Source organism: Streptomyces sp. NPDC093598 (assembly GCF_044764825.1).
GTDB lineage: Bacteria > Actinomycetota > Actinomycetes > Streptomycetales > Streptomycetaceae > Streptomyces.
The window spans coordinates 167,216-185,184 of the sequence record NZ_JBIWIV010000014.1 but is presented as its reverse complement, the minus strand read 5'-3'; the positions used below and the strand labels follow the sequence as shown (position 1 = coordinate 185,184).

Sequence of the window (17,969 nt, the reverse complement as noted above, 5' to 3'; positions counted from 1 at the left end):
GCCGCGCCTTCATACGGGCCGGCCGGCCGTCGCCTGCGGCCGGCCCGTCATCAACGCCTTCGCCCGGACCTTGACACCCCAGGAGTGCAGAGCAGTGCCGTCTTCATACTCTCCGGTAATTCAAACCGTTCTCGAGCAGTCCTCCCGTGTTCTGCAGACCTACGCCGTGGACCCCGGTCTCGTAGCCGAGCACGCCAATGGTGAACGCCGCATCACTCAGGGTGGTTATGGTGATCGCCAGCTGTTCGAACTCGTCCAGAACGCGGCCGACGAAATCGCCGACGAGCCGGGAGGGCGAGTTCAGGTGGTTCTCACGGAAAACCATCTGTACTGCGCGAACGAGGGAAACCCGGTAACCCCGGAAGGTGCGGAGACAATTCTTCGAATGAGTATGTCGAGGAAGCGCGGAGGGCAGATCGGGCGATTCGGGGTCGGCGTGAAATCAGTCCTGGTGGTGACCGACACGCCAGAATTCTTCAGTCGCGACGGAAGTTTCGGATTCGACCGCGCCTGGTCCTACGAGCAGATCAAGGCAGTGCCGGGTGTGACGGCACGCTACGGACCGGAGTTCGATGCGCCGGTCCTGCGCATGGCCCGCCCGCTCGACATGCAGGCTGAGCGCACTTCCGACGGCGTCCTGCACGAGTTGCTGACCTGGGCGACCACGGTCGTTCGTCTACCTCTGCTCGAGAACGCCGACGACCGGCTGGGCCGGGACATGCACGGAGGTCGCGCCAAGGACCACGGCGAGCCCCGCGAGGAGTTCCCGGTCGGCTTCCAGCTCTTCTCTCCGCACGTGGCGAAGGTCGTGCTGGAGGACCGCCGGCCCCGGCCTGTGGCCCGCCGCGTCCTGACGACCCAGCAGGCCGGGAACCTGCACACCGTGGCCGAGGAGCGGACCGGAAAGGCCGTTGCCACCGAGCGGTGGAGGGTGTTCACCACCACCCACGAGCCCGGACCGGCGGCCCGTGACGACGCCGGAGAACTGCACGACCGGCTCTCGCTCGAACTCGCCTGGGCTGTCCCCGCCTTGGAGAAGGATCCGGACAGTGGCCTGCACATCAGCCCGCGGTCTCGTGGCCGTGGCACGTTCTGGTCCTTCTTCCCGACCAAGTACGAGACGTCGCTGAGCGGCATCCTCAACGGGGCGTGGAAGACCAACGAGGACCGGCAGAACCTGCTCGACTCCTCTCCCTTCAACCAGGAGATGATCAGAGTGTCGGCGCAGCTGGTCGTCGGCTCTCTCCCCGCCCTGGCTCCCGCCGAGGACCCGGCCGCGTACCTCCCGCTGCTGCCCGGCCGTGTCAAGGAGGCGATCAGCTGGGCCGACGAGTTTCTGACAAGGGAGATCTGGGACCGCGCTGCGGACAGTCCGTCGCTCCCCGACCAGGACGGCGTTCTGCGCGTCCCGACCGAGCTGCGGGTCCACCCTCGGCTCGACAGGGACCTGAAGAAGCTGTCCAGCTGGCTCCGGATGTGGCACGAGTGCCCCGGTCGTCCGTCGAACTGGCTGCATCCGAGCGTCGAGGCGGACTCCCTGCGCTCCGGAAAGGTCGAGCACATTCTCGCCGCGGCCGGGCACGGGCGGACGGATGTCCGCGAATGGCTGGAGGCCCTGGTCGAGAGCGGCACCGCCGAGGCGTCGGCCGTAGCCATCCGCATTCTCGCGGACATGATCGAAGTCCGCTCTCCCTACGCCGATGAAGCTCGCAGGGCCCGCATCGTGTTGACCGAGGAGCACGGTCTCGTCGCGCCCGTACACGGCAAAGTGTTCCGCCGAGCGGATCAAGGTGGACTGCGCGAGTCCTTGGTGTACGTGGTCGACCAACTCGCGCAGGACCTGTCGTTGATGCACGCCCTCAACGTGCTGGGCATCCGGGAGGCCGATGTCGAGGGTCGGTTCTTCAGTGTTCTCGACCAGGGTTTCGACCACTACAGCGAGTCGGACTGGGAGCGGTTCTGGGAGCTGTTCCGCCAGGCCGGGGCCCGTCGAGTGGCTCACAAGGTTCTGGAGCGGGTGCCCGCACCACGCTCGACACTCCGTGTGCGGACGGCCGACGGGCGGTTCCGGCCGGTCGAGAACTGCATGCTGCCGGGTGTGGTGATCGACGCGAAGCGTGACCCGAGCGTCGCCGTCGACATGGGATTCCACTCCGACGACACTCCCTTCTTCTCTCAGGTCGGCCTGCAGGAACGACCGGCCGGTGGGGTGCAACCCAAGGCGGACGAGGCCTGGTTCGAGGAGTACCGCGCGGCCGTCCACGCCGCCTATCTGCGCGGCCTCGACAGCCGCGCCCCCCGTCCGGCGCTGAACCGGATGAAGGTCGAGGGCGCCGCGATCGGTGGCCCACTGCACCTCTTCCGTGCCCTTTCCGAGGAGTCCCGCGCGGCATTCCTGAAGGTGCTGCCCGATGACGCAGTGGTGGACAACTGGACGCGCCAGATCGGCGCACAGACCAGTACCCGGCAGGCGGTGATCTCGCCGATCCGGTGGATGCTGAGGAAGTACGGCACGGTCGCCACCTCGCAGGGGATCAAGCCGCTGCGGGAGGCCGTCGGCCCCCAACTCGCCGCCTACCGCGACGTGCTGCCGGTCGCCGACATCTCACCCGAGAAGGCCCGCAAGCTGCGGCTCCCGATCACCGTCGACGAGGTTCCCGCCGACCGCTGGGACGCCCTCCTCGACGAGGTGTCCCGTAGCGAGGACGACTCCTTCGTCGGCACCACCTATGTGATGCTCACCCGCTTCGGTGCCGATTTCCCCGAGGACTCCCTGACCCGTTGCCGGGTCGGTGACTCGTGGGACACCCGCCCCGACGAGGAGATCACCCTCGCCGTCACCGCCGCCGAGTACAGGGCGCTCCGTGCCGAGCAGCTGCCCGCACTCCTCGTGCCGACCGCCGAGGACGCCGAGCTGATGATCGAGAAATGGGGCATGCTCCGCTACGCCGACGTGATCAGCAGGGAGACCCGCGAGGTGGTCGAGGGTGACCCGGTGCCGCTCGTGGAGCTGTACCCGGCCCTGCGTCAGCGTCTGAACAGCGGGAACCGCAACAGCCTGGTGCAGCGCTGCGCCGAGTTGGAGGAGATCACGCGTACGCCCAACGGCACACACGCCGCTCCGCTCAAGGCGGTCAGTCAGAACGGCATCGTCAAGGTCCGCGTCCCGCTGGATCCCGAGCCGATGTTGATCCTGATCGACCGCGAACTCGGGCTCGGGCTCGGAGCGGCCGGGTGCCGGGCTGTCCTGGAGCACCAGGAACGCATGGCTCGGGACAGCGCCGCACAGGCCGCGCGGAAGGCCGTACGCGAGGCCGAGGACGTGGTCGCCAAGATCGAACTTCTGGTCGGGGCGGAGGCACTGCGCGCCGGTCTCCCTGAAGGGTTGATGGATGCCGAGCTGCAGGCGACCGACGGCGTGGAGCCGTCCGGGCGGCGGATCGCGCAGATGGCGTTCAACGCGCACGGTGACGGGGTGCTTCAACAGCATGCCCGGGACATCCAAGCGCGTTTCCCCGACGCGCCGGTCGGCTACACGGGCTCGTCGGCCGCCGTCGCCTTCGTATCGGAGTTGAAGCTGCCCGTCGCGTTCGCCGGTTCGAGGACCCCGTCCCCGCCCGCGTTCGAGACGGTCGAGGGCCCTCGGGACTTCCCCAGCCTCCACCGCTATCAGGAGGACCTGGTCCGGAACATCTCCACCATGCTCGACCGCCTGGCTCCGCAGCGCGGCATGCTGTCCCTGCCCACCGGCGCCGGCAAGACCCGGGTGACCGCCGAGGCCGTGATTCGCTGGGTCAAGCGATTCGGCGACCTGAAGGGGCCGCTGCTGTGGATCGCGCAGACCGAGGAATTGTGCGAACAGGCAGTTCAGAGCTGGAAGTTCGTCTGGAGCAAGGTCGGCGCGGAGCGTCCGCTCACCATCAGCCGATTGTGGAGCAGCCACGAGGTCGGAAATGTCGTCGACCACCCCCACCTGGTGGTCGCCACCGACGCCAAGCTGGAGCGGTGCCTGGGCACCGACCAGTACGCCTGGCTGCGACAGGCCGTACTGGTGATCGTGGACGAGGCCCACACCGCCATCTCCAAGCGATATACCGAGATCCTGGGGCACCTGGGACTCACCCAGTACGAGACCGGGCGCCATCTGCTCGGCCTGACGGCGACCCCGTTCCGCAACACCAACGAGGAGGAGACCCGCCGGCTGGTCAACCGCTTCGGCAACCGTCGCCTCGACGAGGGTGTGTTCCCGTCCGGGGACCCGTACCGGGACCTGCAGGGCTGGGGGATGCTCGCCCAGGTCGAACACCGCACCCTGCGGGGCGGCAGCATCGAGCTGACCCGGGACGAGAAGACTCATGCCGACCGCATGGCGATGCTCTCTCGCTCCGCCGAACAGCGGCTCGCCGACGACCACGAGCGAAGCCGTCGCATCGTGGACGAGGTGGCCGCTCTGCCGGCGGGCTGGCCGACGCTGCTCTTCGCCACCTCCGTGGATCACGCCAAGTACCTGGCGGCCATGCTCAACGACCGGGGCATCCGATCCGCGGCCGTCGACTCGACCACCAGCCCACAGGACCGTCGCACCCGTATCGAGAATTTCCGAAACGGCCGCATTCGTGTGCTCACCAACTACGGTGTTCTCACCCAGGGCTTCGACGCGCCGGCCACCCGCGCCGTCGTCGTGGCCAGGCCGGTCTACAGCACGAACGTCTACCAGCAGATGATCGGTCGCGGCCTTCGCGGACCCGGGAACGGCGGCAAGGACAGCTGCCTGATCCTCAACGTCAGCGACAACATCGAGAACTTCGACACCCAGCTCGCCTTCACCCAGTTCGAGCACCTCTGGAGCCGTTCGTGACCGACGCCTACCTCGACAGTCCTCCGCTCACCGAGGAGCAGCGGGCGGTTGTGGAGCAGCCTTGGGACGCCCGCGTCCTGGTGACCGCCGGCGCGGGGGCCGGCAAGACCCACACGCTGGTGCGCCGGCTCGACGCGCTGTGCGGGCATGAGGACCCCGAGGAGGCGCTGGAAGCCTCCGACGTTCTGGTGCTCACCTTCTCCCGGGCGGCAGCCCGAGAGCTGCGGGAGCGGATCACCCGGCACGGTGAGCGCGCGCGTCGGGTGCGGGCGCAGACCTTCGACGCCTGGGCATACGGCGTGCTGCGGCAGGCGTACCCGGACAACGACTGGGGTGCGACCTCCTTCCTGGAGCGGATCGAGGCCGCTGCCCGTGCAGTGGAGAAGGGAGCGTTGGAGGCCGGCGACGCCAGGCCCCCCGAGCACGTGGTCATCGACGAGGTGCAGGACCTCCTGGGCGCCCGTCGGGACCTCGTGGAAGCGCTGCTCGATCGCTATCAGGAGAGTTGCGGCTTCACCGTGGTCGGTGACGCCGCGCAGTCCGTCTACGGCTTCCAGATCACGGACCTCTCCGAACGTGCCGACGAGACCGGCCGGTTCTTCGACTGGCTGCGCGCCTCCTACCCGGACGACCTGGTCGAACTGCGCCTCACCAAGAACTTTCGAGCGTCCACCCCGGAGGCCCGGATCGCGCTCGCCCACGGACAGCGGCTCCAGAACGTCACGGATGCCGACGAGGCCGCATCCCTCTACGAGGAGATGCGCGAGCTGCTCCTCGACCCGGCGAACGGGACGGGAGCCCTCACTGACCCGTACACCCTGGACGGACTGCGCGATTTCCCCGACACCTGCGCGATTCTCACTCGCGACAATCGGCAAGCCCTCGTCGTCTCGGAACTGCTCCACGAGCATGGCGTGGAACACCGGTTGCGGCGTCCGCTGGAGGATCGCCCGGTCCCCTACTGGGTCGCTGAATTGTTGCGCCGCACCGAGTCCGCGACACTCTCCGAGGATCGGTTCCGGGCACTGCTCACCGAGATATCCCTGCCGTACGAGCCGGACCCGGAAGTGATGTGGGCCGCGCTGCGCCGAGCCGCGCGAGGCCCGGGACGAGGCGTTCTCGACCTGGACCGGCTGCGCCGCCTGGTTGCCGACGGCCGTTTCCCGGACGAGCTGGCCGATCCCGAGAGGGCACGCATCGTGGTGTCCACGGTGCACCGGGCCAAGGGCTTGGAGTTCGACCGAGTGATCGTGCTCGCCCCGCCGACCGTCGCGGAGTTGCAGCAGCAGTTCAAGGAGGGACTGGACCTCCCGGCTGAGGCTCGCGCCCTGTACGTGGCCCTGACGCGAGCCCGTCAGGACCTGTATCACGCGGACCGGCCCGAGCTGCCGATCTTCAAACGGGCCGGCGGCAGGGCCAACGGCCGCAGGTTCCTCGGCGGCTGGAGACCGTACGACCGCTTCGGGATCGTCGGCGAGTCCGGTGACGTGTGCGCGGACAGCCCTCCCGGCCACGAAACCGACGGCGTGGCGACCCAGGCCTACCTTCTGGAACACGTCGCCCCCGGCCACGAGGTCGTGCTGCGCAGGCGCCACGACCTGCCGCTCGGCGAGTGGCAGAGCCCGCCGTACGACCTGTTGCACAACGGGCGGGAGATCGGCGAGGTCTCGGAGCGGTTCCGACAGGAACTGTTCCAGGTGCAGAAGGTGAACCGCACGTGGGACCCCTGGTGGCCGGACGAGATCCACGGGCTTCGGGTCGACACCCTGGAGTCCGTCGCGGGCAGCACTGCCGCCGGTGCCAACGCCGGCCTCGGCGACCGGGGCATCTGGATCGCGCCTCGGATCACCGGCATCGGAAGGTACCGAAGGGCCGACTACGAGGAGCAGCGCGCATGAGCAACACGGAGAACCGGCACGTGGAGCACTACCGGGTCCGTGACGAGGAGCTGCTGGCCGGCCTCCGCCGCGAGCTTCTCGGTCCTGCCCCGGACGCGGCTCCGGAGGACCGCGGGGAAGTCCTTGCCCGGGACGCCCCAGTCGACCGCTACCTGACCGGTGTCCTCTACCCGAGGTCGGCGGACGACGCGGCCGAGCAGAGGATGCGCGAGGACGAGGCGGAGCACGAGGGACTGGACGTGACCCCTGTGCGTACCCGCGACAACATGGAAGAGTCCGGGACGGCGCAGGAGGTCGGCGCCGCCGGTGCCCGCCGGCCCTCCTCCATGGGGCTCACGTTCGCGATCGACCCGGCCATAAGCGACTCCGTCGTTGTCCGTGCGCGGGCCGCCGCTTACCGGCCCACGGATGCGGACGGCAACCCTGTCCCCGCCCGTCGCGCCGAGGCCCGCACCACCTCCGACCAGCAGGAGCACTGGCGGAGGGAGGAACTGGCGCTGCCCGACACCACGGTGGATGTGACCACACCTGCCCCCGACCTGCGGTTCAGGTTGGCCGACGGCGTCGCGCTGCGCGTCAACGTCCGGCGGCCCGACCCTGTGGCACGCACGGTGACCGTCACGGTGACCCTGGTCAACACGCACAGGGTCGGCGAGCGGGAGCTGCAAGACGCCTTCTCCCTGTTCCAGTGCGGGCTCGTAGTCCGCGCGGCCGACGGATCCAGCGCCTTCGTCGAGCGTCCAGCCCCCGACCTTGCACACGATGCCGAAGTCGCCACCAGCCGCCTGCTGCACCGCCATGCCCCGACCTTCGCCGTCGGGCACGGCTGCGCTGCCGAATGGGACTGGACGCCGGCGCCGATCGGCATGACGGACTCGAGGCGAGCCGGTGTGCCCGAGGTGCGGAGCGAGTTCGTCCCGACCGTGGAAGTCCTGCTCACTGACTCGAATCCGGAGATCGACAGCTCCTCCCTGTCCATGCTCGGTCTGGCCGAGCGCCCGGACACGGAGGTTCTCACCGCGCTCGAAGCACTCGCCGTGGGCTACGAGCAGTGGATCGACCGCAAACAGGCCGAGGCCGATGCGCTGATCGGCAGGGCGTACGAGAAAGCCGCCCGTGACCAGGTAGAGGCCTGCCGCGAGGCTCTGGGCCGGATCCGCGAAGGCATCGACCTCCTGCGCGGCAAGCCCGATCTGATGACGGCATTCCGACTGGCCAACCAGGCCATGGCCGACCAGCGTGCGCGCAGCGCCTGGGTGAAGAGGGGCCGCCAGGGCTCTCCCGAGCCCGCGAAGGGCCGCTGGCGGCCGTTCCAGATCGCCTTCGTCCTGCTCTGCTTGGCCGGCATCGACGACCCCGAGCACCGCGACCGCGAAGTCTCCGACCTCCTGTGGTTCCCCACCGGTGGTGGCAAGACCGAGGCGTACCTGGGCCTGATCGCACTCACCTCTTTCCTGCGCCGGATCCGGCTCGGTGCGAACGGCGGTGGCGTGACCGTGCTGATGCGCTACACCCTGCGCCTGCTCACCCTTCAGCAGTTCGAGCGCGCCACGATCCTGCTCTGCGCCATGGAACGGATGCGTCGCGACAAGGGGGCTGAGCTGGGCTCCGAACCGTTCTCGCTCGGCATGTGGGTCGGTGAATCGGCCACTCCCAACAAGCTCAAGGACGCGCACGACCAACTGGCGGTACTGCACAAGGATCTCGACAGGCGCCTGGCGACCAAGAACCCCGTCCAGCTTCACGCCTGCCCCTGGTGCGGCACTCGCCTGGATGCACGCGCCTACGAGGTCGACGAGGACGCCAAGCGCATGCACGTCCGCTGCCCCGGAGCGGACTGCGACTTCGCGGACGGTCTGCCCGTCCACCTGATCGACGAGGCCGTGTACGACGCCCGACCGACACTGGTCATCGCCACAGTCGACAAGTTCGCGTCCATGCCATGGCGTCCGGCCACCGCCGCCCTCTTCAACCGGGACGACCCGAGCGACCGCACCCCACCGCCCGAGCTGATCGTGCAGGACGAACTCCACCTCATCTCCGGCCCGCTGGGCACGCTCACCGGCCTCTACGAGACCGCTGTCGACGAGCTTGCCGGACGGCCCAAGGTGATCGCCTCGACGGCGACCATCCGACGCGCCGCCGACCAGGGCCGCAGTCTCTTCGACCGCGAGGTTCGCCAGTTCCCGCCCGCGGGCCTGGACTCTCGGGATTCCTGGTTCGCCGTGGAGACCCCGCGCGAGGACAAGGCGAGTCGACGTTACGTGGGCCTCCTGGCCCCCGGCACCAGCCAGTCCACCCTGCTCATCCGCACTTACGCGACTCTGTTGCACCGGGCGGAGCAGGCACAGACCTCGAACGAGGTGCGTGACGCCTACTGGAGCCTGGTCGGCTACTTCAACAGCCTCCGACTGCTCTCCGCCGCCGAACTCCAAGTACACGACGACGTGGTGGCGTACCTGGAACTGCTCGCGGCACGCGAGGGGACCAGCGCGCGGTCCCTCGACAATTACTCGGAGCTGACGAGCCGCATCGACGCGAGCGAGATTCCGGCCCGTCTCAAGGGCATCGAGCGGGAGTATCCCGATGGCGACACCGTGGACGTCCTCCTGGCCACCAACATGATCGCGGTCGGCGTCGACGTGGACCGGCTCGGCCTCATGGCCGTCATGGGCCAGCCGCAGACCACCGCCGAGTACATTCAGGCCACCAGCCGCGTCGGCCGCGCCCATCCGGGTCTGGTCGCCGTGATGCTCAACGCGACTCGCTCACGCGACCGCTCCCACTATGAGAACTTCCTCCACTTCCACTCCGCGCTCTACCGCGAGGTCGAATCGACCTCCGTCACTCCCTTCTCCGCCCGCGCCCGCGAACGCGGACTGCACGCGGTGATCGTGGCTCTGACCCGGATCATGATCCCGGAGGCTCGTCCCAACGAGGCCGCAGGCAATGTGGAGTCGTACGAGCACCGCATCCTTGACGAGATCAAGCCTGTTCTCCTCGACCGAGTCCGTGCCGTCACCCCCGAGGAGGCCGACGCCGTCTCCCGTGCCTTCGACGAGTTCCTCGACTGGTGGTGCAAGGAGGCCGACATCCACAACGGTCTGCTCTTCGAACCGAAGAGGGGAAGGCGCACTCATTCGCTTCTGCAGCCGTACGACGACGAGGCCGAGAACGCCGAGGCCTGGCCCACCCTGTGGAGCCTGCGCGACGTCGATGCCGAGTCCGCCCTGTTCATGGAGGCCACCCGATGACTCCGCCCCCTGCCCGCCGGCGCCGCTCCGGCGTGAACGGCTCCGCGCCGGCCCACAACCTGCCGCGTCGCGGCGCGGTCCGTCGCGCCCAGGCGATCACCACGTACGGTGTCGGCTCGTTGATCGCGGTCGATCATGAGTCCTTCGTCGTGTCCGGCCTGGACGGGGCCGATGAGCACTGGAGCACGGACGAGGCACCGCGCATCTACGAACGTCGGCTCGCTCGCATCCTGGCGGTCGAGCACTTCCGGCTGCCACCCGCGTCCGACGAGTACAGCAAGGACGGCATCCGGGTCCGCCGCTTCCCTCTCATGCACTCCTGCCCCGAGTGCAACGAGTTGCGCCGCCATCGCGACTTCAATCCGCCGCCCGGCAAGAGCCTTTGCGGCGCCTGCGAGGCGGATCTGGTTCCCTCCCGCTTCGTGGTCGCCTGCGAGGCCGGCCACCTCGACGAGTTCCCGTACTGGCACTGGGTTCACCGCGCCGCAGGTCGCGGCACGACGACCGCCGGCCAGTGCGGCGGCACGCTCGGGCTGCGCACCTCCGGCCGCAGTTCCTCGCTCCGCTCGATCCTCGTGTCGTGCAGCTGCGGGGTGCCCGAGGTGTCGATGGAGGGCTCCTTCCGCAAGAGCGCGCTCAAGGATCTCGGTCTGCGTTGCCGTGGCACCCGACCGTGGCTCGGCACTTCTGTTCCTGCAGAGAACTGCAGCCGCACCGCCCGCACCCTCCAGCGTGGTTCGTCCGCCGTATGGCAGCCGGTGCTGAAGTCCGCGCTGTCCATCCCGCCGTGGAGTGACGGACGGGCGGATGCGCTTGCCGAGTACTGGGACCGGCTTCGTGAACTGGACAGTCGAGCAGAGGTGGAGGATCGCCTCAAATTCGTCTTCGGAGACGACATCCCGGTGCCCGTCGACGAGGTGATGGCGCTCCTCGCCGCGGAACGGGAGGAAGATCCCGCAGCCGACGAGGTGCGCTCTTTCGACCACCGCTACCGTGCCCTGCGCAACAAGGAGTACGAGCGCCTCCGCAGTGGCAACGACGAGCGTGAGCGCTCCCGCAACGAGCAGTTCATCTGCGAGACTCCGCTCACCTCCCCAGCCGCTCTCGACGGCACAGGCGTCACCGGCCCCATGCTGGTCAAGAAACTGCGCGAGGTCCGCGCACTCAAGGCGTTCACCCGACTCGCCGACCCCAACTCTGCCACCGAGGCCTACGAGGCCGCGCTCTCCGCCACTCGCCTGAACTGGTTGCCCGCCATGGAGGTACGCGGCGAAGGCGTCTTCCTGCGTCTGGCTGAGGATCGGCTCACCGCTTGGGAGAAGCTCACCGCTGTGATCGACCGCGCCGAACGCGTTCGTAGTGCCCACCAGCGCCTTATGGAGCAGTGGGCCTCCGACCGCACCCAGGTTCAGCCCTCCCCCGCTTCTCCCCGCATGGTGCTGCTGCACACCTTGGCCCACGTGCTGATCAACGAGTGGAGCCTGGACGCCGGCTACCCGGCCGCGGCCCTCCGCGAACGCCTCTACGCCGACGAGGAAATGGCGGGCTTGCTCGTCTACACCGCCACGAGCGACTCCGCGGGCAGTCTCGGTGGCCTGGTGGCCCAGGGCGAGCCCGAGAGGCTGGCAGGCGCGATCCGGTCGGCGATCCGTCGAGCGTCCTGGTGCTCCGCCGACCCCTTGTGCATCGAGACCGAGGCCTCGGGCACCGGCGGGACGAACCTCGCCGCCTGCCATGCCTGCGTGATGCTCCCGGAGACGAGCTGCGAGCACAACAACATCCTGCTCGACCGCGCATTGCTGGTCGGAACCCCGGAGGATCCCGAGGTGGGCTATTTCGCGGACATACTGCACCAATGACAACCGGCTGGAGGAAAACTCACTGCCCTTGACGCCGAGCGGCGCACTCGGCCTCGAAGCGCATCTGGGCTCGGTCCAGCATGTCGTCCGCGTCTCGGCCGTGGGCTCGCAGCCAGTGGAGGAAGTCGGTGATCGCCACGATCACCGTCTCCTCCGCCACGGCCGAGGTCAATCTGCTCGCACCCGCGTCACGCGCCGGCTGCGTAGCGGCGGCGTAGTGGCGCAGAAGGACCTCGGCTCGCATCACACTGGACGCTTCCACGTGGCCGTCGGCCGTGGCGAGCTGTGTCGTCAGCTCGCACCACGTGACCTTGCCGTCCGGGCGGAGCAACACGCCCCAGCGGTCAGCGATGGCGTCCACGAGAGCCATGCCTCGCCCCTCCTCGGAATCTGCGCTCGCCTCGCGAAGGGTGGGCAGGGCACGCGTGTCGGGGTCGTGCACCTCGATGCGCAGGTGGGCGCCCTCCATGGAGACAGCCAGTGTTGCGGGAGTGCCGGGTCCCACGTGAGTGATCACGTTGGACACCAGCTCGCTGACGCACAGTTGGGCTTCGTCGACCAGGTGCTGCAATCCCCAGAGGCCCAAGTGCAGCCGCATGATCCGGCGCAGCGCTGCCACCTCCGCGGGTTCGGCCGTGAAGGCGATGTCCCACGGTTTGCGTGGCATGCAGGTTTCCTGACTCACGCGGACCCCTTTCGTCGCGGTTGGCACCGCATCGACAGCGCAACGTCACGGGCGCTCACGGTGAGTTGCGTAGGTGACCAGAGTGCTGGCTGCGCATCCCGTTCTGCAATGTGCAGCAAGGGATTCCCACTTCCGAGTGATTGGCAGGCACACCTCTTGGCGCGAGACTGAACCCTCGCTATCGGGAAGAGGGTTGAGATGGCCGGATCACCCACGGCACGCAGACGGCGCCTCTCGATCGAGCTGAAGAAGCTCCGCGAGAAGAGCGCCCTCACCTGCGCCCAGGTCGGTGAGGCCATGGACTGGAGCGGCTCCAAGGTCAACCGCATGGAGACGGGCAGCGGACGCGTCCAGCCCTCGGACATCGACGCCCTGTGTCGCTTCTACGACACGAGCGACGAACTGCGCGAGTTCCTCAAGGCACTGGCCCGGCAGGCGAAGGTGCGCGGTTGGTGGCAGGTCCACGGCGCAGGCGTTCCCGAGTGGTTCAACATCTACATCGGCCTGGAGCAGGAGGCCTCCACTTTCCGCCAGTACCAGTGCGAGGTCGTACCCGGGCTCATGCAGACCGATGTGTACGCGGCCGAGCTGCACAAGGCCGGGGCACACATGTCCGTGGAGGACATCGCAAAGGCGGTACATGTGCGCATGGAACGCCAAACCATGCTGCGACAGGCTGATGCTCCGGACGCCTGGTTCATCGTGAACGAGGGTGCGCTGCGCCGCGTCATCGGCGATCGGGCCTTGATGCGGGAGCAGTTGGAACGCGTCCTGGAGACGGCCGAGCTGCCGACCGTGACCTTGCAGGTTCTCCCCTTCGACGCAGGGACCTGTCCGACCACCGGCTCATTCACCATGCTGGGTTTTCCGGCCCCGGAGGATCCGGACGTCGTGTATCGGGACGGCATCACGGATGCTGTGTACCTGGAGGGCGAGCATCATGTACGTGAGTACACGAGGGCGTTCGACGACTTGCGAGCGGCAGCCCTGAGTCCTCAACGCTCGACCCTGTTGATCGAGTCGATCTTGAAGGATTACGCGTAGTGATATTGCCCGAGTCCAGCGGAAGCAGCCGTCTGGTGTGGTTCACGTCGTCCTACAGCAACGGCGCCGGAGGCGAGTGCGTCGAGTGTGCGCTCACCGGTGATGGCGCTCTCGTTCGCGACTCGAAGACGAAGGAGACGCAGATGATCGCTGTGGGCGGCGATGCGTGGCGTTCCTTCGTCGAGACCGTGAAGCGCGTCAGCGCGAGGACCTGACCAGGTCGGGCCCTAGCGCAGCCCCTTCTCCACCCGGTACTGCTCCACCAGTTCCTCCCACTCTTCGGCATCGCCCTCGCTCACGGCAACGGGCCGCGTCTCGCCCGCGAGGGTGCGCACTCGGTCTGCCACCTGTGTGGCCTTTCCCTTGGACGTTTGCACGCCCAGGACCAGGACCGTTGAGTCGTCGTCGGCCCCGTCGCCGGCGAGGGTGAAGCTCCAGGGAACGTCACATGGGGGCGCATGGTCGGGGTCCGGGCAGAGGAGGCGTTCGATCGGGTCCTGGAGGGCGAGTGCCTCCTCCGTGTTCGAGCATCCGTGGATCCGAATCTCGTACACCCGTGGCTCGTCTTCCCCTGGTGGCACGCACCCCTCCTGATTCAGCGCAGCGGGTACCGACCGTAAGGGCCGCCGCTTGCTCGCGCATCGGGTTATTGCTTGGGCCGGCTGCAGGGCGCCGGCCCGCTGGTCGGCCAAGGCGTACTCACCGTTGCCCCCGGCGCGTCAAGAGCGCCGGGTGCGTGAGGCCTGTCGTGGACCGTAGAGCGTGCCGGGGTCAGTCTTCCACCCGCTCCAGCTCCCCCCGTTCGACGCAGAACTCGTTGCCCTCCGGGTCCGCCATCACGACCCAGCCTCGGCCGTTCGGGAGGGTGCGGTCCGTCAGGATGCGGGCGCCGAGGGAAACCGCGCGTTCGACCTCCTCGGAGCGGGTGCGGCCGGTCGGGCCCAGGTCGAAGTGAATGCGGTTCTTCGCCGTCTTGGCCTCCTCGACCCTGACGAAGAGGAGGCCGGGCACTCCGTCCGGGAGTTCGACCAGGACCTCGTCGTCGCCGGGCTTGTCCACGTCAGAGATCGGGTGGCCGAGGAAGGCGGACCAGAAGCGAGCCAGTTCGTAGGGCTCGCCCGTGCAGTCGAAGGTGATGTGGCGGATGGTCGGGTTCAACGGCCGTCTCCCTCAGGGATGTTCTCTGCGTCAGGTGCGTTTCGCAGGATGCGTGGGGAGGACGGGGCCTGTCGAACTATTTGGCGTCCTCGGGCAGGTTTCCGTTGCCGCCCAGGTTGGCGACCATGCGGCGCAGGACGTTGATCGTGGTGATGAAGTCGGCCTGGGAGATGCCCTCGTGGGTCTGGTGGTGGACGCCGAGGTTGCGTTCACGGGCTCGGAGGCGGCCGGCCTCGCCCTCCTCCGTGAGGGTCATACCGCCCGTCGCGTCCTCCGTGAGCCAGCCTCGGGCGATCAGGTCGTCGTAGACCGCGTCGAAGTCGGTGTCCTGGTCGTCGTAGGGGGTCAGGCGAGCGGTCAGGGTGGCGCGGGTCCAGTGGCCGGGGGCGCCGGAGGCGTGGTTGAGGGTCCACCAGTGGGGCTGGGTGAGGTTCTCGGCGGCCAGTTGGGCTCGGATGGCTCCTACCACCCTGCGGTAGGCCTCGCCGGTCCAGGCGCCGATGGGCTGGGCGGCCAGTTCCTCCTGGGAGTACTCCTTGAGGTTCTCGATCTGTGCGCTCATGCCGGTCAACGTAGGACCTCAAGCGAACTTGAGGTCAAGGAGGAAGGCGTTGATCTCCGTGTGGAGGCGGGCGGGCTGGTCCAGGTGCACGTCGTGGGACGCGCCGGCGATGCGGACCACCTCGGTGTCCGGACGGCGGGTGAGCATCGCCGCCGGCTCGTCGGGGCGCATCGTGCCGTGTTCGCCCTGGACGAGGAGCGTGGGGCAGGTGATGCGGGACCACTCCGCCCAGTAGGCGGTGGTGGCCAGTTCGGCGATCGTGTCGATGATCGTGGTGCGGTCCCATGTCGGGTACCAGCCGTCGTCCCGCCGGGTCAGGGTCCTCGTCCATGCCTCGTGGCCCAGGAAGGCCTCCGCCTCCTTGAGGGACTTGAAGGGGGTGGGCCAGCTGTCCAGCCAGGTCGCGATCTGTGCGGGGAGATCGGGGGCCGGGCCCGCCGGACCCGCTTCGATCAGGATCAGGGACTTCACCAGGTGGGGGTGGGACGCGGCCAGCAGCATCGCCGTGTGGCCGCCCAAGGACTGGCCGAGCAGGGTCACGGGAGCGAGGTTCAGGTCCTCGATGAGGGTTACGGCGTCCAGGACGTGGGCCGCGCGGGTCGTGGTCGCCGGGGTGCGGGTGCTGGCACCGTGGCCTCGCGCGTCGTACGTCACCACGCGGTGGCCCTCGGCCGACAGCTGCGCGGCGAGGGTGTCCCACTCGCCCTGGTGGCCCGCCAGGCCGTGCAGGAGGAGGAACGGGGTCGTGGTCGTGGGCTTGCCTGGAGGGTGGTGATCCCTGAAGGCGACGTGGGTGCCGTCGGGGGTGGTGAGGGTTCCGGCCGTCGTGCGGGTCAACGAGCCCCCCCCGTTTCGTCGATTTGACCGGTCTGCGCCGACGGCCACCCCATGTGCCACTGAGGGGGCCGTCGTACGCGCTTTCGGAGCCTACGACGCCGGGGTCAAGTCCGCTCGGCCGAACAGGAGGGCGTAGCCCGCGGGGAGTTGGGCCAGGATGCGGGTGACCAGGTCGTCGCCGATCAGGGGCGGCAGCGTGCTGAGGACCGAGCTGACGTCCCAGCGGGCCGTGGCGGACGTCGCTCCGGGGGTGCGTGACGCGACCTCGTCGACGAACCGTGCGGCCGTGAGCCGGTGCGTGGCCGGGATCTGGGCGGCGATCAGCCGGGCTGCCTCGCCGGGCAGGGCGCGGGCGAGGTCGACCCGTTCGTCGCCGGTGACGTGGGTGCCGAGGGCGGCCAGGACGGTTCGGGTGACCTGTTCCGCCTTCGACCAGGTGGGGTACAGGCCCGACTCGCGGACCGATTCGATCAGCTGGGGCCAGCCGTTGTCGTCGTCGGCGTGGGGGGCGCGTCTTGTCGTCACACGGGGCACCGTCGTCGTGCTCATGTGTGGGGTTTTCCTCCGAGTGCGTGCGTGGGTGCGAGGGTGGGTGTCGCGCCGCCGGGGTTCGGGCCGGCGGCGCGACCTGCGTACGGGCGGTTGTCGCGGTGCCGCGAGGGTCAGCCGCTGATCTGCTTGCGCGTGTCGCCGCCCGCGATGTGGATGCGGCGGGGCTTGGCCTGCTCGGCCACCGGGATGCGCAGGGTCAGGACGCCGGCCTCGTAGGAGGCGTCGATGCGCTCCGTGTCGAGCGTGTCTCCGAGGAAGAGCTGGCGGGTGAAGGTGCCAGTGGGACGCTCGGCGACGAGCGGTTCCGCGCCCTCGGGGGCGGGGGACCTGCGCTCGGCTCGCACATTGAGGACGTTGCGCTCGACGTCCAGCTCGATCGTCTCGGGGTCGATGCCGGGGAGGTCGAAGTGGACGAAGAAGTCGTCCCCGGAGCGGTAGGCGTCCATCGCCATCGCGGACGGGCGGGTGGCGGAGCCCAGGACCTGCTGGGTGAGTCGGTCGAGTTCACGGAAGGGGTCCGTGCGCATGAGCATCACTGGTCACTCCTCTCTTCAGGCGCAGTGGGTGCGATGCCCTTACGGTCTGCGTCTTCTTATATAGCTCGGAGGAGGAAAGTTGACAACCCCCGGCTCAGGTTGAGTTGAGTGGCGCCTCTGCTGTGCCCTGGGCCGTGTGCCTCGCGGGGCGGGGGTTAGCCTTCAAGATCCCGAGCAGCGCGCAGAAACGCAGGAGGCAGGTATGGCGAAGGTCCCCAGTGCGGTGGTCGCCGCGAGCGGGCTCGTGGGCGGGTACGGCGTGGCCCGCTGGACCAGGCAGCGGCCGCTCGGCGGGGTCGTACTGGCCGCGGCCGGGGTGGCGGCCGCGCGGCAGTGGCGGCAGCAGGCCGGAGGGGTGGCGGCGGGGGCGTTGTCGGCCGCGTATGTCGCCGCCTTCGCCGGGTCTCATCCGCTGGCCAAGAAGGTGGGCGCCTGGCCTGCCGTGTTCGGTGTGGCGGGGGCCGTGGGGCTGGCGTCGTGGGTGGTCGCTGACCGCCGCGGCTGATCTTGGTGAGCCGGTTCAGCCGACCGGCTCACCTCGGCGGACACAGCAAAGAACCCGGCCCTGAAACCAGGGCCGGGTTCTCGTCGGAGCGCCGGGCAGGCCTTGCACCTGCATTTCCCCACAGGAAGTGGGGCGTCTTTCCTTGGACCACCAACGCATCGTCCGCCTGCCGGAGTTCCGGCGACTGGACGCAGATCAACTATAGCGCAGTTTTTGTTATC

At 68.7% G+C, this 17,969-nt stretch carries 14 protein-coding genes; 7 read left to right on the top strand and 7 right to left on the bottom strand.

All coding sequences use genetic code 11. The features are described from left to right. Window positions 1–94: 94 nt before the first annotated feature. The 4 genes from ACIRDU_RS30915 to drmB are packed head-to-tail and all read left to right on the top strand — an operon-like array spanning window position 95 to window position 11,869. Window positions 95–4,858, top strand: coding sequence for a DEAD/DEAH box helicase (locus ACIRDU_RS30915; protein ID WP_403585514.1), 4,764 nt, complete (start codon window positions 95–97; stop codon window positions 4,856–4,858). Beyond that, window positions 4,855–6,756, top strand: a complete 1,902-nt coding sequence (locus tag ACIRDU_RS30910; protein WP_403585511.1) for a UvrD-helicase domain-containing protein — start codon at window positions 4,855–4,857, stop codon at window positions 6,754–6,756. Before ACIRDU_RS30915 ends, ACIRDU_RS30910 begins: the two co-directional genes overlap by 4 nt. After that, a complete protein-coding gene (locus ACIRDU_RS30905; protein WP_403585510.1) occupies window positions 6,753–10,010 on the top strand; it encodes a helicase-related protein in 3,258 nt (1,085 codons plus the stop codon). Before ACIRDU_RS30910 ends, ACIRDU_RS30905 begins: the two co-directional genes overlap by 4 nt. Beyond that, complete coding sequence (drmB, locus tag ACIRDU_RS30900; RefSeq protein WP_403585568.1) at window positions 10,007–11,869, top strand: DrmB family protein; 1,863 nt, start codon at window positions 10,007–10,009, stop codon at window positions 11,867–11,869. Before ACIRDU_RS30905 ends, drmB begins: the two co-directional genes overlap by 4 nt. A 19-nt stretch (window positions 11,870–11,888) precedes the next feature. Here the strand turns inward: drmB and ACIRDU_RS30895 are convergent, their stop codons facing one another. Then, a complete protein-coding gene (locus ACIRDU_RS30895) occupies window positions 11,889–12,536 on the bottom strand; it encodes an ATP-binding protein (RefSeq protein WP_403585507.1) in 648 nt (215 codons plus the stop codon). 216 nt (window positions 12,537–12,752) lie between these two features. Between ACIRDU_RS30895 and ACIRDU_RS30890 the strand changes: the two genes are divergently transcribed. After that, window positions 12,753–13,598 carry a helix-turn-helix domain-containing protein gene (locus ACIRDU_RS30890; protein WP_403585505.1) on the top strand — a complete coding sequence of 282 codons (846 nt, stop codon included), beginning with the start codon at window positions 12,753–12,755 and terminating at the stop codon, window positions 13,596–13,598. Continuing rightward, window positions 13,598–13,813 (top strand): DUF397 domain-containing protein, encoded by a 216-nt coding sequence (locus tag ACIRDU_RS30885; protein ID WP_403585502.1) that lies wholly within the window; start codon window positions 13,598–13,600, stop codon window positions 13,811–13,813. The genes ACIRDU_RS30890 and ACIRDU_RS30885 overlap by 1 nt, the downstream gene beginning before the upstream one ends. Window positions 13,814–13,825: 12 nt before the next feature. On the opposite strand, the gene ACIRDU_RS30880 is transcribed toward ACIRDU_RS30885, so the two are convergent. The 6 genes from ACIRDU_RS30880 to ACIRDU_RS30855 form a co-directional block, all read right to left on the bottom strand. Further along, complete coding sequence (locus tag ACIRDU_RS30880; RefSeq protein ID WP_403585500.1) at window positions 13,826–14,179, bottom strand: hypothetical protein; 354 nt, start codon at window positions 14,177–14,179, stop codon at window positions 13,826–13,828. Window positions 14,180–14,369: 190 nt separating this feature from the next. After that, window positions 14,370–14,756, bottom strand: a complete 387-nt coding sequence (locus tag ACIRDU_RS30875; protein WP_403585497.1) for a VOC family protein — start codon at window positions 14,754–14,756, stop codon at window positions 14,370–14,372. A gap of 76 nt (window positions 14,757–14,832) precedes the next feature. Beyond that, window positions 14,833–15,318: a MarR family transcriptional regulator gene (locus ACIRDU_RS30870; RefSeq protein ID WP_403585494.1), complete on the bottom strand. Its 486-nt coding sequence runs from the start codon at window positions 15,316–15,318 to the stop codon at window positions 14,833–14,835. Between the two features lie 18 nt (window positions 15,319–15,336). Then, window positions 15,337–16,155 (bottom strand): alpha/beta fold hydrolase, encoded by an 819-nt coding sequence (locus tag ACIRDU_RS30865; protein ID WP_403585492.1) that lies wholly within the window; start codon window positions 16,153–16,155, stop codon window positions 15,337–15,339. 90 nt (window positions 16,156–16,245) lie between these two features. Beyond that, window positions 16,246–16,704, bottom strand: a complete 459-nt coding sequence (locus tag ACIRDU_RS30860; protein WP_403585489.1) for a DUF2267 domain-containing protein — start codon at window positions 16,702–16,704, stop codon at window positions 16,246–16,248. A gap of 113 nt (window positions 16,705–16,817) precedes the next feature. Beyond that, entirely contained in the window at window positions 16,818–17,240 is a 423-nt protein-coding gene (locus tag ACIRDU_RS30855; RefSeq protein ID WP_403585486.1) for an Hsp20/alpha crystallin family protein, read from the bottom strand. A gap of 205 nt (window positions 17,241–17,445) precedes the next feature. On the opposite strand from ACIRDU_RS30855, the gene ACIRDU_RS30850 reads away from it, so the two are divergent. Beyond that, window positions 17,446–17,748 carry a hypothetical protein gene (locus tag ACIRDU_RS30850; protein WP_402709948.1) on the top strand — a complete coding sequence of 101 codons (303 nt, stop codon included), beginning with the start codon at window positions 17,446–17,448 and terminating at the stop codon, window positions 17,746–17,748. The last annotated feature ends 221 nt before the right edge of the window (window positions 17,749–17,969 follow it).